General features: G+C 31.4%; 15 protein-coding genes and 1 other RNA gene. 6 read left to right on the forward strand and 10 right to left on the reverse strand.

Going from position 1 to position 15,317, the window contains the following annotated elements:
- Positions 1-8 precede the first annotated feature (8 nt).
- Positions 9-398 (forward strand): HIT domain-containing protein, encoded by a 390-nt coding sequence (locus GKR88_00700; protein QMU62933.1) that lies wholly within the window; start codon positions 9-11, stop codon positions 396-398.
- On the opposite strand, the gene GKR88_00705 is transcribed toward GKR88_00700, so the two are convergent.
- Complete coding sequence (locus GKR88_00705; GenBank protein ID QMU62934.1) at positions 381-1,547, reverse strand: sensor histidine kinase; 1,167 nt, start codon at positions 1,545-1,547, stop codon at positions 381-383. The genes GKR88_00700 and GKR88_00705 overlap by 18 nt on opposite strands.
- 372 nt (positions 1,548-1,919) lie before the next feature.
- On the opposite strand from GKR88_00705, the gene GKR88_00710 reads away from it, so the two are divergent.
- Both GKR88_00710 and GKR88_00715 read left to right on the forward strand, forming a co-directional pair.
- Positions 1,920-2,780: a flavin reductase family protein gene (locus GKR88_00710; GenBank protein ID QMU62935.1), complete on the forward strand. Its 861-nt coding sequence runs from the start codon at positions 1,920-1,922 to the stop codon at positions 2,778-2,780.
- Positions 2,781-2,785: 5 nt separating this feature from the next.
- A complete protein-coding gene (locus GKR88_00715; protein QMU62936.1) occupies positions 2,786-3,154 on the forward strand; it encodes a DUF3127 domain-containing protein in 369 nt (122 codons plus the stop codon).
- Positions 3,155-3,198: 44 nt separating this feature from the next.
- Here GKR88_00715 and GKR88_00720 read toward each other — a convergent pair whose 3' ends face one another.
- The gene (locus GKR88_00720; protein QMU62937.1) at positions 3,199-3,438 is read right to left on the reverse strand and encodes a DUF1456 family protein; all 240 of its coding nucleotides are present in this window, start codon (positions 3,436-3,438) and stop codon (positions 3,199-3,201) included.
- A 4-nt stretch (positions 3,439-3,442) separates the two neighbouring features.
- Positions 3,443-4,057, reverse strand: a complete 615-nt coding sequence (locus GKR88_00725) for a short-chain dehydrogenase (protein QMU62938.1) — start codon at positions 4,055-4,057, stop codon at positions 3,443-3,445.
- Between the two features lie 170 nt (positions 4,058-4,227).
- On the opposite strand from GKR88_00725, the gene GKR88_00730 reads away from it, so the two are divergent.
- Entirely contained in the window at positions 4,228-4,809 is a 582-nt protein-coding gene (locus GKR88_00730) for a hypothetical protein (GenBank protein ID QMU62939.1), read from the forward strand.
- A gap of 109 nt (positions 4,810-4,918) precedes the next feature.
- Here GKR88_00730 and GKR88_00735 read toward each other — a convergent pair whose 3' ends face one another.
- The gene (locus GKR88_00735) at positions 4,919-6,268 is read right to left on the reverse strand and encodes a DUF3526 domain-containing protein (GenBank protein QMU62940.1); all 1,350 of its coding nucleotides are present in this window, start codon (positions 6,266-6,268) and stop codon (positions 4,919-4,921) included.
- Between the two features lie 156 nt (positions 6,269-6,424).
- Between GKR88_00735 and GKR88_00740 the strand changes: the two genes are divergently transcribed.
- Positions 6,425-7,590, forward strand: a protein-coding gene (locus tag GKR88_00740) for an IS3 family transposase (GenBank protein ID QMU62941.1) whose coding sequence is annotated in 2 segments (ribosomal slippage) — positions 6,425-6,689 and positions 6,689-7,590 — 1,167 coding nt in all. Because the reading frame shifts where the segments join, the coding sequence is not laid out codon by codon here.
- Here the strand turns inward: GKR88_00740 and GKR88_00745 are convergent.
- From GKR88_00745 to GKR88_00765, 5 genes are all read right to left on the reverse strand, one after another.
- Entirely contained in the window at positions 7,574-8,524 is a 951-nt protein-coding gene (locus tag GKR88_00745; GenBank protein QMU62942.1) for an ABC transporter permease subunit, read from the reverse strand. The genes GKR88_00740 and GKR88_00745 overlap by 17 nt on opposite strands.
- 5 nt (positions 8,525-8,529) lie before the next feature.
- Positions 8,530-10,977: a TonB-dependent siderophore receptor gene (locus tag GKR88_00750; protein ID QMU62943.1), complete on the reverse strand. Its 2,448-nt coding sequence runs from the start codon at positions 10,975-10,977 to the stop codon at positions 8,530-8,532.
- Positions 10,978-11,002: 25 nt separating this feature from the next.
- The gene (locus tag GKR88_00755; protein QMU62944.1) at positions 11,003-12,097 is read right to left on the reverse strand and encodes an IS4 family transposase; all 1,095 of its coding nucleotides are present in this window, start codon (positions 12,095-12,097) and stop codon (positions 11,003-11,005) included.
- A gap of 163 nt (positions 12,098-12,260) precedes the next feature.
- Positions 12,261-12,953 (reverse strand): ATP-binding cassette domain-containing protein, encoded by a 693-nt coding sequence (locus GKR88_00760; GenBank protein QMU62945.1) that lies wholly within the window; start codon positions 12,951-12,953, stop codon positions 12,261-12,263.
- A 161-nt stretch (positions 12,954-13,114) separates the two neighbouring features.
- Complete coding sequence (locus GKR88_00765) at positions 13,115-13,447, reverse strand: hypothetical protein (protein QMU62946.1); 333 nt, start codon at positions 13,445-13,447, stop codon at positions 13,115-13,117.
- A gap of 531 nt (positions 13,448-13,978) precedes the next feature.
- Here GKR88_00765 and GKR88_00770 point away from each other — a divergent pair.
- Positions 13,979-14,416, forward strand: coding sequence for a hypothetical protein (locus GKR88_00770; GenBank protein QMU62947.1), 438 nt, complete (start codon positions 13,979-13,981; stop codon positions 14,414-14,416).
- A gap of 452 nt (positions 14,417-14,868) precedes the next feature.
- Here GKR88_00770 and ssrA read toward each other — a convergent pair.
- Positions 14,869-15,267, reverse strand: a transfer-messenger RNA (tmRNA) gene (gene ssrA / locus GKR88_00775).
- Positions 15,268-15,317: the final 50 nt, after the last annotated feature.

Genomic DNA, 15,317 nt, shown 5'->3' on the forward strand with positions numbered 1-15,317 from the left:
ACGAACATATGAGCATTTTTACTCGGATCATACAAGGAAAAATTCCCGGTTATAAAGTAGCTGAAAATGAGGAGTACTTTGCTTTTTTGGATATTCGTCCAAATGCAAAAGGGCATACCCTGGTAGTACCCAAAAAAGAAGCGGATAAGATTTTTGATCTGGATATGAACACATACACCGGATTGATGCAGTTTTCATATCGTGTGGCAAAAGCCATAGAAAAAACCGTCTCCTGTAAGAGAGTTGGGATGAGTGTTGTAGGTCTGGAAGTGCCACATACGCATGTACATCTGATTCCCATTAATCAAATGGCAGATATGCAATTTGTAAAAAAAGAGACCTTCAGTCATGAAGAGTTTACTGCACTGGCAAATGCCATTTCAGAAAACTTTGTATAGTTGAATTTGAATACTCGTTCCTTTACTTGTTTCGGATTTTAGTACAAAGATTTTTCCTTTATGGTAATCTTCTATAATTCGTTTGGACAGTGATAATCCCAGACCCCAACCCCGTTTTTTGGTAGTAAACCCGGGTTTAAAAATTTTCTTATATAACGATCTGGGTATTCCTTTCCCTGTGTCTGAAACCGTAATTTTTACTTTTTTGTCAGATGATTCCGTTTGTAATGTTAATACTCCTTTTCCTTTCATAGCGTCTACTGAATTCTTTATCAGGTTTTCTATTACCCAACTAAATAATTCGGTGTTTACATGCATATAAGTATTACCATTAATTTTATTTATAAAATGAAATGCAATTTGTTTAGAGCTCCGTCTTTCCAGATAATCAAAAGATGTTTTGGTAACAGCAACGATATCTACCTGTTTTAACTCCGGTACAGACCCAATCTTAGAAAATCGATTTGCAATGGTATTTAGCCTTTCAACATCTTTTTCTATTTCTTCTATATACTCATCATGTGTATGTTTTTGTTTTAAGATAGCAATCCACCCCAGCAAAGAAGATAAAGGTGTACCTATCTGATGTGCTGTTTCCTTTGCCATTCCCGTCCATAACTTATTCTGTTCGGAAACTTTACTGGTGTTGAAGAACATATAAATAACCGTCAGGAATAACACAATAATCAAAATGAGTGCCAGCGGATAATAGCTTAACCTGTTTAATAAATCCGAATTTCGATAATAAATATATTGCTTGCTTTTTCCTTTATAACTGATTTCTATAGGGGTATTTTCTCTTTTCATAATCTCTAATTGCCGCTTTAAATAATTGGGCTTTTTTGCTTTTATGGAATCTAAATTCCGATACCCCTCTTCACCCTTTAAAATATTTCCGTCTTGATCAACTAAAATCATGGGAATATTATTATTACTTGAAATAATGGCAAAAGACAATTCGGCATCCGCTTCCAAATCCAAATTATTTAACTGCTTCTGAGCAATGGCTATAATTTCCATCTTAAGACGTTCTTCCGTCTTAAATTTTTGGAAAAATATAAATGTATTCCAGAGAATTAAAGAAACGATGACAACCGAAATTGCAATGGCAATTCGTTTTAAAACAATAGTATTTTCAAATACAGACATAGGTCAAAAGTACATGAATTTTTTCATTTGAAAATTCACAAAAAACAAATGAAAAAAATTTATGGACTAACGAAGTGGTTGCTGAAGTGAAACTAAATTTTGTATTTTTTTTAATCAAAATTTAGTTTTTTACAGAAGAAATATAACTATTATGGCATATAACTACTTTGCAAATTTGATAGTGAACTCGTTTAGACTTTTTGGGTTTAAGCGAAAATTAGAAGTTTTTAGCTCTGTTGAAGGCTTTTTTTGAGTTGCATAGCGCTACGGAAGGAAAAAAAGACAAAAACAGAGCGGAAAACAGCAATTTTTTAGCAAATTCAAAAAGTCTAAACGAGTTCATTATATTTACATTCAATAAAAATGTAGTGCATGCTCTCTATAGATTCAAAAGAAATTGCAACCGGTAAGTTACACAGCTATTTATTAGATGCCGTAGCACCACGACCCATTGCGCTTGCCAGTACAATTAGCGAAAACGAATCGCCTAATTTGTCTCCGTTTAGCTTCTTTAATGTTTTTAGTTCCAATCCTCCGTTGTTGGTATTTTCTCCGGCCAGGAGAGTGCGGGATAATACCACGAAACACACTCTGGAAAATGCGGAGAAAACAAAAGAAGTGGTGGTGAATGTTGTTACTTATGATATGGTACAGCAAGTATCTTTAAGTAGTACCGAGTATGCCAAAGGTGTAAATGAGTTTATAAAAGCAGGGTTCACAATGTTACCCTCAGATCTTATCAAACCTTTTAGAGTAGCGGAATCTCCCGTACAATTTGAATGTAAGGTTAACGATATTATATACACGGGAACAGAAGGTGGTGCGGGAAATTTAATAGTTTGTGAAATTTTAAAAATTCATATCTCTGAAACCGTATTAGACGAAAATAACACTATAGATCAATATAAAATTGATTTGGTTGGAAGAGCAGGCGGAAATTTTTATACCAGAGCAAAAGATGGGTTTTTTGAAATCCCAAAACCTGTTGCCACACTTGGGGTAGGAGTGGATATGATCCCGGAAACGATACGAAATAGCAGTGTGTTAACAGGAAATAATTTAGGAGTATTGGGGAATGTGCCATCGATCCCAACACAGGTAGATGTTGATAACTTTACTAAAGAACATCCGGAGTTTATAGGGCTGGAAGAATTAAAAAAACATACATTTGCACAAGCGTATTTAAATAAAAATGATGTAGAAAGTGCCTGGAAAGTACTTTTAATAAAATAAAAAATATGGAAGTTATAGGTAAAATTAAGCTAATTGGCGAAACCCAGACTTTTGGAAATAACGGTTTTAGAAAAAGAGAATTGGTAGTTACTACTGACGAGCAGTATCCTCAAATGATCCTTATTGAGTTCATTCAGGATAAAGTAGAACTTTTAAATAATTATACTGCAGGGCAGGATGTAAAAGTTTCTATCAATCTAAGAGGTAGAGAGTGGATTAATCCGGAAGGAGAAGCAAAATATTTTAATTCTGTTCAGGGCTGGCGAATTGAAAGTTTAACCCAACCGACACCTGCCCAGCAATTGCCTCCTACAGAGCAATTTGAACCGGCTCCTGATTTAACAAGCGAAGAACCGGATGATTTGCCATTTTAAATCTGCCCCGAAAAGTTCAAAAATTGAAATAAATTGAGGTTGCGTCAGGAATCTTTTTTAGGCATTGGCCCACGTAAGTGGACAATGAGCCCATTTAAAAAGTTCCGTAGTATTTGATCTCCGCATTCCATGTATTTAGGGTGGTTTTTATTTCTAAAGAAAGCCCCTAGTTCTGATTTCGAAACCTTAAAATCTACCAAAGCGCAAATGCTTACAATATCTTCATCACGTAATTTATGCGCAACTCTTAGTTTTTTTAAAATATCGTTATTTGTTAATCCCATAAAGCTAACTTACCACTTTGAAAATTGCCCAGGCATAGACAGCAAAACGTAAAAATCTGAACAATCCAAAAAACACAACCCCTTTAAAAGGGTATTTAATCATACCCGCAGCCATACAGGTAATGGAAAACGGAACCGGTAGCATTGCTCCTACAACAATTAAAAAACCGCCCCATTTACGGGTATTTTTAATTTGTTTTTCCATTTTTATCTCCAGATAATTTTTAAAACGGTTTATTTTTAATACCACTTTGCCGATAAAATAAGAAATCATACCTCCACTATAAGATAGCATCGCTAAAATGGATAAATTTATTGTTGGACTAGCTGTTTTTTTAGACCATCCAATAAATATTTCCGGTGGTATTAACCCTAAAATGGTTTCGGAAATAAAAAAAGTGGTAAAAACTCCCGCTTTGGAGAAAGATTCATTTAAAAGTTTTAGCCCGTCATCAATGGTAAATACATATCTGTTAAATAAGAATAAAACAATTATGATAATAAGAACAGGTAAGGCAACTTTTTTTAGGCTTCCTAAAATGAATTTGTAAAATCCCGTATAAGAATAATACTGATGTAGTAATTTGGCTCTGGATTTTTTCTTGTTTTTCGTTTCCATATATTTTCTAACCGGCAGCAAAAGTAAGGATAAAAATGGGTTTTTTATATACCCCTGCTAAGAATTAACATTTCTTATGAAAAAATAGTTGTTTACAAACATGCTTAGAATCCGGGTTAAAGTCTGTGTTGCAGTGAATGCATCTATTTCAGTTGTATTTTAGGTATACTATGGATCAAATTCAGATGGAAATTGGAGTTCCTGTTTTTGGTTTTAGACTTTTACAGTTAGAAGTAGGGGTTAACCTTAATCTAACTAATAATAATTTTACTTCTAAAGATGTTATAGGTGGTTTATTGCTTCACATAAGAAAACCTTTCCAGAGTCAGTATACAAAATCGGAAGGTTCGTATAAAGTTTGTAAACATAATAGGTACTTGTTTAAAATTTATGATAAAGGGATGCATCGTAGAAATAAAGATTCTGGTTTTGATAAGGATATTTTAAGAATCGAAATAGCATTTAAAAAAATGAGAGATTTGAATAACCTAGGAATTTTTAATGTAAACGATCTTGTGAATTTTGATTTCAATTCATTTAAGAGCCTGTTGTTGAATAAATGGAGTAGATTGCTATTGTTTGATAAAAAGGCACTCAAAGGGTGTAAAAACGAGTATTTGTACAGTAATTTAAGGTGGTGGCAAGAAAGATCAGTGGGTGGGTTCAAGTATCATAAAGGAATATTAAATAATCTATCATTAAAAAAAGAATTAACTCAAATTTTGGAAACTAAAATTGATGAATTAATTTAAGAGAAAATATCCATTTTTAATCCTTAGTTTATTGTTTTACTTTTTTGTTTTATTCAAAAAAGCCCCATAAGAACTAATTCTTAAGGGGCTTTTTTACAAATTTAGTTATTCATTTATGTAAATGTTTTAAATTTTTTAAAAGCCCAAAACCTATTAAAAACATGGTAATCAAAGCTGTATAAAATATATTTTCTATCAAATTAAATTCACTTTCAGGTTTAAAAAATTCTGGCTTAAAAGTATTCCAGTTTACTGAATTTGCAGGTAATTTGTCGAAAATTTTAGGATAAAATTGTAAACGTAAATCTTCATGAAAATTAGTAGTTGCATTTAAAAAATTTACGTGATCTGTTAAACTTGTATTTGCAATTGCATTCATAGACAATTGCATTTGTAATGGCGGAAAAAACTGACTAATTTTTTTACTCAATGCTTCTCTTTTTTCAATTTTAAGATACATCGCATCTCGCTCTTCTTTAGATTCATCATCTCCCATTTGCTGAATTGCATAATACCACAACCAAGAAAAACCTTCTTCTTGCAATTTGTATCCAGAAAATTGTGGATAGTGTGCATAAAATTTATCCATAGTTGCTTTTTTATCTGTATCCCATCTTTTATGATATTCATCTCTTTGCTTAATAGTCATGGTAAAAGCCTCGTCAACAGGATACGAATTTGCAATATAGTTGTTTACCAAAACTGGTAAGAAAACAACTAAAATTAACCAAGTACTCAACAATACAATTGCATTTGTACTTGATGATTTTCTTAGTAGAATTGTATAAAAACAGAGCGCAAACCAAAATAGTAAATACAAATAACTAATAATTATCATCTGTAAAAAACCATTAGTAAAAGGAATTTGCAAAATAATTTTAGCAAGTAAAAACAAAAAACCTAACACCGTAAAAATAAAAAGAATTCTTATTGAGAATTTTTTTAATAGATATTGAAATGACGATTTTCCTTGAATAGTAACTAATTTCCAAGTTCCTTTTTCTATTTCTTCGGATAAAATATTAAAACTTAACGCAATTATAATTAACGGAAAAAGAAAAATAATTAAAAAACTGAGATCTAAATTTCCCACATGCAATCGCATTGGGTTTATCAAATCTGTATCATATTTTTGACCTTCAATGTTTAATATTTTTATATTTTGAATATGAGAATTTAAATCACTTTGCCCAATAGAAATTCCAGCTAAAGAATTAACAGGATTTATATAAGAGAACTTTAAATAATACAATAAAAGACCCAAATCATCTTTATGAAACTTTACTTGTTTTGCAATATGTTTTTCTTGTTCTACTTTAGCCTTTTCAACTACTTCTTTTTTTTGATTCAAAAACTGTTTTCCTGTTCCAATACTTAAAAAACCTAAAACCATTAAAATTCCGAAGGCTAACAAAACTGTTTTAGATCTAAAAAATTGTTTAATTAATAGTATATACATATCTAAATAATTTTAAAGCGGTTAGAAAATCTGGTCATAACTAATAATGCTAACACAAACCAACTAAAAAGTGTTACAATTGCAGGCAATTGTTGGACTTGCTACATTTAGAGTGACAAAGAGTTAAGCTAATTTTATCTAAAATAACTTAACCATATGAAACGAAGAAAATACAGTAAAGAGTTTAAAATTAAAGCAGTAGAATTAAGCAATGTACGAGGTAACACAAAGCAGATTGCCATGGAATTGGGAATCAGTGCAGATCTTATTTACAGATGGCGTAGAGAATTAGAACAGCGTCCTGATTTAGCTTTTAGCGGTAATGGCGTCAAACAACTCACAGAAGATCAGAAAGAGTTAGAGCGATTACGTAAACAGCTCAAGGATGTTACCATGGAGCGGGATATCTTAAAAAATGCCGTGAGCATCTTCTCCAAGAGCGATCGGAAGTATTGAAATTTATCAAAGATTACAGTAGAGAATATCCGGTTGGGAAGATGTGTAAAATTTTTAAAATTAGTAGAAACAGTTATTACAGGAGTAAGAATTATGTTCCATCAGATAGAGATGGAAAAAATCGTATGCTACTCTCTGAGATTCACCGTATCTGTGAGCGAAGTAAATCTACTTATGGAAGTCCTAGAATTACAGAGGAACTCAAAGCTAAAGGGTTTAAAGTATCTAGGTCTAGGGTAGCACGATTGATGAAAAAACACGGGATTAAAGCAGTTCGTAAAAAGAAATTTGTTGTCACGACAGATTCTAAGCATCAATATCCAGTAGCTGATAATGTATTGGATAGAGATTTTAAAGCTACCGCTGCTGCACAGAAATGGGTTTCTGATATTACCTATTTAAAGACTGCACAAGGATGGCTGTACTTAACGGTAATTATTGACCTGTTTGATCGTAAAGTCATTGGTTGGTCTTTGAGCAATGGACTCAAAGCAAGACAAACTATCATTGCTGCATGGAGAATGGCTGTAAACAACAGAATGCCTTGTGAAGGTATGATTTTTCATTCTGATCGAGGTGTACAATACGCATCTCATGCGTTTGTTAATATCCTTAAAAGTTATCATGTAACACCCAGTATGAGTAGAAAAGGAAACTGTTGGGATAATGCAGTAGCTGAATCTTTTTTTAAAACAATCAAAACAGAACTAATGATAGACAATAAGTTTATATCCAACAAAAGTCTTCAAATTAAAGTCTTTGAATACATAGAAACTTGGTACAACAGATACAGAAGACATTCTGCTCTTGGTTACAAAAATATCATCGAATTTGAAAAATTATATCAAATCAAAAATGTAGCTTAACTTTTTGTACCATTTTTTGTTGCATATCCAGATCATCTGGATTGTGACTATCTCCTTGTTTAGAAATTTCTTCTTCAATAGCCGCTTTAAAAGCTATTTTAGAAAGATTTGGATGTAAAGAATTTCCAACAACTTGTGCCATTTTAGGCACAATTATAAAAAACAACAACCAAACGCCTAATACACTTAATAAAGATTTGTTAGAACTACTACTTTTTCCTGAAATTAAAATCGTTACGCAACATAAAATCATATAAAAAAGCAGATAACTTACCGTTATTAATAAGCATCTTAAAACAATAGCACTATTAATAGCATCACTTTCTATAAAAGAAATGCACCACAAACACAAAAATGCAGGCAAAAAGAAAATTGCTGAAATAAAGAACAAACCCAAAGATTTACCTAAAAGAATCTCTTTTATAGTTGCACCTTGCATGTGCATTATTTTTAAAGTTCCATTTTCTTTTTCTGATGTAATCGCAGCATAACCTAAGAAAAACAATATCAGTGGTAAAATTAATTGTAAAAGCATGGTAATATTTAAATCACCAAAACGAACTAAACCTGTTGATAAACTTGCTTCAGAAAAATTGGCAGTATGTTGTTTATGTGCTTCTAAAAAAATGGCATTACCAGTATAAGTTTCTATACCAGAATCAAAAATACTTAAAGGATGTTGTTGTCTAAATACAAAAGATCCAAAATGTGCCATTCTATGCGGATGCTTATCTGGATTGTTATCCCAACTTTTTCTTGATTCTTTTTGATGATGTTCTACCACATGATGCTGTTTCTCAAAAGTAAGCCAACTATTAGTGGTTACATAAGCCAAAACTGCTAAGAAAATAAACAATAGTATTAAAAGACCTTTATTACTAAAGGTCTTTTTAAAAAATTGTTTTGCTATTAAAATAACAACTGCTTTTTTCATAAAATTTAAAAATTATAAGTGGCGTTTAACAAGAAATTTCTTGGTGCTCCTGGCCCTAATCTTGAAGGATTTAAACCACCTAACCAATAAGTTTCATTAAATAAATTATTTACTTTTAAAGTTAACTGCATATTTGTATTATTTGGTTTGTAATAAATAGCAGCATCAAAAACGGTATAATCTGGTAATAATACTCTGTTTGTATCGTAAGTTGGGTTATACCAAGTAAAACGTTCGTCTACATATTGTGCACCAAAACCAATTCCAATTCCTTTTAAGGTCTTGTCCATAAAATCGTAACGTCCCCAAAAATTTGCATTGTGTTTTGGAGCGCCACCAATTCTTTCTCCAATAAATTCTGCAATTGCGTCTTCTTCAATAGTAGCATTTGTATATGCATAAGAAGCTGTTAATTGTAAGTTTGGTAATACATAACCAGAAATATCTGTTTCAAAACCTCTACTTCTTTGCTCACCTCTTGTTGTTAAGTTATCTAAATCGTACGTATCTCCCAATAAGATATTCTTTTGAGTGATATTAAAAACTGCAAAGTTTGCAAAGATTTTTCCGTTTAAAAATTCACCTTTTGCACCAATTTCTTGTAAAGAACTTTCTAAAGGATCAAACCTTGCTGGTGAAGCTGCCCAAAAGAAGCCTTCTGCAGTTGGCGATAAAGATACTGTGTTTGTATGTGGCTGAAAACCTTCTAAATACGTTGCATACGCACTAATATCTTTAGTTACCTCGTACGTTAAACCTATTCTTGGTACAAAAGCACTTGTTTTAAATTCTTGATCGTCTCCTTTGTAATCAAAAATATCTGTAAAAGTTTCATATCTTAAATTTAATAAGACTGAAAATTTACCAACTTTAAACTGGTTTTGAATATAAAATCCGTTTGATGTATTTAAGTTTGCTGGTATTGATAGTTGAGCTAAATTATAGGCATTTGTATTTCTGGTACCGTTAAAAGGATTTGCCAAATTAAAATGTGGAACTGCAGGGACTGGCATAGTTACACCATCTACAACCATTTGCTGAAAGTTAGCTGCATTAGCTGGATTAAAATTAGCTTGACCACCGCTTACTGTTAAATATCTTCTGGCACGTAAAAACCCTGCTCCAATTTTTCTTTCCCATCGTGTGGCATCATAACCAACCAATAATTTGTTGGTGATGTTATCCGTTTTAATATCATATGTAAAATAGGCGCTAAAGTTATCTGTTTCCCAGAATTGTTGTCTTTCATCATAACGTAATCTTGCCAATGTAGGTATTACATTTCCATCAATATCAACTGCTGTTCCGTCAAAACGATGTTCTGCTAAATCTTCATCCCAAGTTTGCTTCATAAACTGCGCATTAAAACCAAAGTTATCTGTAAATTTTTGACTAAAATTTGCCATAAATATCAATTCGTTGGTTTTGTAATGATCGCTTGAAGCACCAACATTTCTTGTAATTGGAGTACTATTCAAATCAAATTCGCCATTAATTGCTCCGAAAATTGGCTGACCTCTATCTAAATTACCTTCAGAATTGTTATAAATCATTTCAACATTTAATGATGTTTTATCATTTGGCACATAACTTAAAGACGGATTTATTAAAATAGCATTGTTATTTACAACATCTCTAAAAGAATCTGCATCTTGAAAAGCCGCATTAAAACGATATAATAATGTTTTATCTTCATTTAAAGGGCCTGTAAAATCTGCAGTAGCCCTTAAAGTTCCAAAACTTCCTGTAGTAAAGCCAATTGAGCTTCTTTTTTCTGCCAATGGTTTTTTAGTAACCATATTTACAGTTCCTCCAGGATCTGCACTCGAAAAAGTTACAGAAGAAGGTCCTTTTATAACTTCTACACGCTCTAAATGCGAAGTAATTGGTTGTAAAAAGTAGTATTGACGCGTACGCATTCCGTTTAACATTTGCCCATCGTCTGCTTGTGTAATACCTCTAATATTATAGTGATTGTAAATACCAGTTGCAGAAACAGCACTCACTGTTTTGACTGCATCTACTAATTGAAATGCTTGACGATCTGCCAATAATTCTTTGGTAACTGAAGCTACAGCTTGTGGCAATTCTTTATTTTTTATAGCCGTTTTGGTTGCCGAGAAAGAATAATCACTATTATAATCTTTTCTTACCCTACCAATAACCTCAACAGATTGTAAAGATTCTTGAAGAATAATTGTACCTAAATTTAAATTCTGATTTTTTACAATATTAATTGTTTTGTTATAAGTCTGAAATCCAACATAGCTTATACTTACATTATAACTACCAGCTTCGGTTATAGTTATTGTAAAATCTCCGTCAATATCTGAAGTTACTCCTTTTAATTTCTGTGTATCATTTTCTAAAACGATATTAGCTCCTTCAATTGAGAGATTCTCTGAGTCTAAAATTTTACCTGTTATTTTAGATTGAGAAAAAGTAACTTGTATAGCTAATAGAAATAATAGAAATACGCTAAGTACATGACAAAAATTTAGTCAAGTTCATATTGTTTTGATTTACAGGGTTTAATAGCACAGAAGCGATATAATCTAATCCATATTTGAATATGCTTTTAGCCATTCTTCCATGCTTTTTTATTTTGATAGGCTTAATCTGATGTAAATATATACCAACTTTGTAACACCATACGAAAGCCATCATTACAAGCAGTACTAATTTTTCAATACGCTTAATATCTTGCAGGTGTGTGTTTTCAATATCAAAGCCACTGGCTTTCATTGCTTTAAAACACATCTCTATCTGCCATCGTTCTTTGTATTGTTCAAAGGCCTTATCAGGAGCGTTGAACGATACAATGATTAAGAAATCAGGCTTTCCATTTTTTGGGTACAACTTGCATCCGGAAAGGAAACAAAGCTGACCATTAACACGTACAATTTTAGGATAATACACAAACTCATTGATCTTATGTGGATTAAACAAGTGAAATACTTTGATGGTTTTGTTCTTATCAGGAAGCTCTACCTTAAAGTTGTTTCGAATGCGGATATAATATTTGATTCCATTTGTATTCAAGAAATCCAACCAATGATTACCTACAAACTCTCTATCGGCTACAATGGATTTAATAACATCTTTGCCAAAAAGTCTTATGAAACGATTCACAAGATCAATACGCTCCTGACTGTTAGAGTTCCCTGGCTTATCTAACATAGTAAATAACAATGGGAAGGCAACACCTTTATAGACAACTCCCAACATAAAAATGTTGATGTTGGTCTGACCAAACTTCCAATTGGTCCTATCAATACTCAAGATCAATCCCTCTTGCTTAGGAAGGAGACTAAATATAAGACGAGCGATCAAATCTCCATCCAACGAATAATCAGCAATAAATCTTTGAATACGTCTGAGTGATGACTTCGAATCTACTGAGGTCTCAAAAGCGTTGGCTACCTTTTCAAAGGTAACTGTCTGTACCTTACAGAGGGCGATAATGAAATGTGATATGAGTTTGATTCTTGCCAAATTGATCTTACCTTGGAAATGAGAACTTAAAACTGAATTTAATTCACTACTTTTAGTGGAAGCATTGGTTTTTTTCATTAGAAAAATGAGTGATGTTATTCTTCTAATATACTGAAAATCAATGCTTTATTTTAATTATTTAACATTTAATTTACTGATAATCAATTAATTATATTTTTTGTCATGTACTAAAAAAAAATACGTTTTTTTTAATGTTCATTTTATTTGTTTATTGAGTTAATTAGATTGTTTTGATGTATAAATCTTGTAATTCTTGTGCGGTTATGTTTTTAGTTTCTGTAGTATGAATTAAAGTTCCTTCTTTCATAATTCCTATTCTTGAACCAATGTTTACTGCATTAAAAATATCGTGTGTAGCCATAAAAATACCAACACCTTTTACAGCTAATTCTTTACATGTTTTTGCAAATTCTACAGATGCTTTCGGGTCAAGTCCAGAAGTTGGCTCGTCCATTAAAATATAAGATGCATTTTTAGCCACAGCCACAGCAATACCAACTTTCTGACGCATTCCTTTAGAGTAGGTTGATAGTTTTTTGTGATACGATTCTTCTTGTAAATTTGCTTGTTTTAAAAACTGAATTAAATCTTCTTTTTTATAAGTAAAACCTGCTAATTTGCTAAAAAAGTCTAAGTTTTCTAATCCAGACAAATTACTATAAAGTTGCACTGTTTCTGGTATATAAGCTAATGAACTTCTGTTAGATTTGTTATCCATTACAGAAACATCATCTATAAATGCTTCTCCAGAAGTTGGTTTAATTAGACCTAAAAACAGGTTGATTGTTGTTGTTTTACCTGCACCATTTTGTCCAAGTAGACAAAAAATTTCACCAGGATTTACTGTAAGACTTAAATCTTTGAGCACTAACTTATCGTCATAGCGTTTACAAAGCTTTTTAGCTTGTAGCATAATTGAATTTTTAAAATGTTAGGTTGGGATTTTAGATTGTTACTAATTATTGCTTAACCAAATAATTAAGAAACCTAAAAAATGGAAAATACAGTTTAAACATACTATAAGTTTTGTACCTTTTGAGTACAAGAAACTATTAATAATAGTTGTTTAATATGTTAAGCAATAAAAATAGGTGGTGCTCTTGATTTCTTTAAATTAAAAATAACAGTAGAAAAGCTATTATCTTTATTAAAGATATCTTTTATTATTAACTTGGGTGTTAATAAAGTGTAAGTAAAAGTTGGGTTTTTAGATAGTTCTACATCTAAATAAATATCACAGATAGAACAGTCTTGTGATAAATCATTTACTTTTTGGAGTTCTGAAGAAATTGAATAATCTTCTTTGTTATTAGAATTATGTTCTAAAGAATGGTCAAGAGCAATAATGTGTGTCATAAAAATGACCACAGAAAGCGATAAACTTACTATTCTTTTAAAAGAATTCACAAAGCAAATATAATTTTTTTTTAATACACAAACAAAAACTTCTATGCTTTTTAATATCATAGTAATTTTAAAAACATAATGAAATTAAAAATGGAGTTTTAATCTAAAATGAAAACTATACTTATTCTCCTTTAAGTTTTTTGAAGTTAACTTCCATTTTTGAAAGAGTTTATCTTAATAAATCATATTTTTGGAACATCCATTTTTAACCCTTAATATATTCGGTTAATTCCGTTTTTTTTACTCAAAATCGGACACATTAAAAAAGAGAAGATTACAAAATTCGTACACATAAAAAAAGAGTTTAAATTAGCAACCTAAAATATTGAGTAGCGTAATCGTATTCTGTTCTTAAGAAATCGCCAGTTTCATCAAAACAGTCATGAATACAGATTAATAGCTGTGTCCAAATGGGCGTGGGCTGTTTCTGTTTGACTGTGGGCTTCTGGCGATGCCTTTAAGAAAGACGATTCAGTTCCGCGCTTCTTTTTTTATTATCCTGTTTGGAGCTGACAGATAAAAACTTACAAAATGAAAAGACAAAGTAAATTTAAATTAAGAATCTGTATTCTATTTTTATCAACTCAACTTATAGCCCAGCAAAGAATAAAATTAAAAGGTGTAATAATGGAAAATGATTATCACGAAAAAATTTCTTGGGTAAAATCGAAGCCAGTAGCATTAGTATCTAAAGATTTTATAGTAAGTGCCATGAATGTTAAGTTTATTCAAATCTACTTTGGAGCTCAACAAGTTGAAGGGGAGCAAGTTATTATGCCTATTAGATTAGTAAATCAATACCAAGATAGTGATTGGATATTTTTTGATGAAATTAGTTACCTCTTAGGTAGTAGAAAAGATATAAGAAGAGGTAAAGGAGTTCGCTTTAAAATAAAAGATGATGATATTAAAAGAAGAGTGGATAGAGGTGTTAAGGAGCGTTCAGATATTAAAGAAAGAGTTTGTTAAGTATGTTGTAAATAACGATGTAACTGATTTATGGGTTAGATACGTTGATAAAAAAGATAATACTTATAAAGAAATTAAAGTTCCTAAAGGAACTAAAAAATTAAAAAAAACATTTCAAGGCACTTATTGAAAGTTATAATAAGTTAAATGAATTTTATGGCTTTAATGAAAGGTTTTAATTTAAGGCTAATTTATAATTACTGGACAACTACGCGCGCACGAGAAAATAATTCTGAACTCAGATTTTTATCCGAGATTAATTTTTAAATAAAATCTCTTTGTTTTATAAAAATATAAATTATTTGACCATTACGTAAAGGAATTTAAATATGTTTTATATTATGGGATTATTATGAAAAATATTCACCTTTTTAAGATTGTTGTCTAAATACTGGCTAAAAGATAAAAAAATAACCTCAACTAATTAATTACTAATTAGTTGAGATTTTTAATTGTGGAGACGCCGAGAATCGAACTCGGGTCCAAACAAGCAGCCAAAATGCTTTCTACATACTTAGTTTTTAATTGATTTTCGACTTGCAGCTGACTAAAAACAACCTACTTGCAAGCTTATCTTCTTGTATTTCAAAACCCGATTGAAGCGTTCGAGTTTCCATATTTACTTTTACGATGCTTCTTAGCTGAACGCGGTAAATCAACGCTTTCAAGAAACATTTAGCTTACACATCTTATGTGTCTAGGCCGAAATCTTACTGTAATTCAGATTGTTAGGCAGCTAAAGCGTAGTTATTTTCGCCGTTTAATTGTCGAAATAAGTTTTACGAGTATTCATTTCACTCCTCGGTATGCTTACATGTTCACTAACCTTGCTGTCAAAACCAGTCGTCCCCTATAACGTTTTTACTTTTTAGGTTTTGATAAAAAAATCAGGGCAACAAAT

It is taken from the genome of Flavobacteriaceae bacterium (assembly GCA_014075215.1).
In the GTDB taxonomy this organism is placed as follows: Bacteria; Bacteroidota; Bacteroidia; order Flavobacteriales; family Flavobacteriaceae; genus Polaribacter.

Bases quoted from the DNA above. Each gene is read 5' to 3' on its own strand.
- GKR88_00700 (QMU62933.1), top strand. From the start codon at position 9: ATGAGCATTTTTACTCGGATCATACAAGGAAAAATTCCCGGTTATAAA.
- GKR88_00705 (QMU62934.1), bottom strand. From the start codon at position 1,547: ATGTCTGTATTTGAAAATACTATTGTTTTAAAACGAATTGCCATTGCA.
- GKR88_00710 (QMU62935.1), top strand. From the start codon at position 1,920: ATGCTCTCTATAGATTCAAAAGAAATTGCAACCGGTAAGTTACACAGC.
- GKR88_00715 (QMU62936.1), top strand. From the start codon at position 2,786: ATGGAAGTTATAGGTAAAATTAAGCTAATTGGCGAAACCCAGACTTTT.
- GKR88_00720 (QMU62937.1), bottom strand. From the start codon at position 3,438: ATGGGATTAACAAATAACGATATTTTAAAAAAACTAAGAGTTGCGCAT.
- GKR88_00725 (QMU62938.1), bottom strand. From the start codon at position 4,057: ATGGAAACGAAAAACAAGAAAAAATCCAGAGCCAAATTACTACATCAG.
- GKR88_00730 (QMU62939.1), top strand. From the start codon at position 4,228: ATGGATCAAATTCAGATGGAAATTGGAGTTCCTGTTTTTGGTTTTAGA.
- GKR88_00735 (QMU62940.1), bottom strand. From the start codon at position 6,268: ATGTATATACTATTAATTAAACAATTTTTTAGATCTAAAACAGTTTTG.
- GKR88_00745 (QMU62942.1), bottom strand. From the start codon at position 8,524: ATGAAAAAAGCAGTTGTTATTTTAATAGCAAAACAATTTTTTAAAAAG.
- GKR88_00755 (QMU62944.1), bottom strand. From the start codon at position 12,097: ATGAAAAAAACCAATGCTTCCACTAAAAGTAGTGAATTAAATTCAGTT.
- GKR88_00760 (QMU62945.1), bottom strand. From the start codon at position 12,953: ATGCTACAAGCTAAAAAGCTTTGTAAACGCTATGACGATAAGTTAGTG.
- GKR88_00770 (QMU62947.1), top strand. From the start codon at position 13,979: ATGAAAAGACAAAGTAAATTTAAATTAAGAATCTGTATTCTATTTTTA.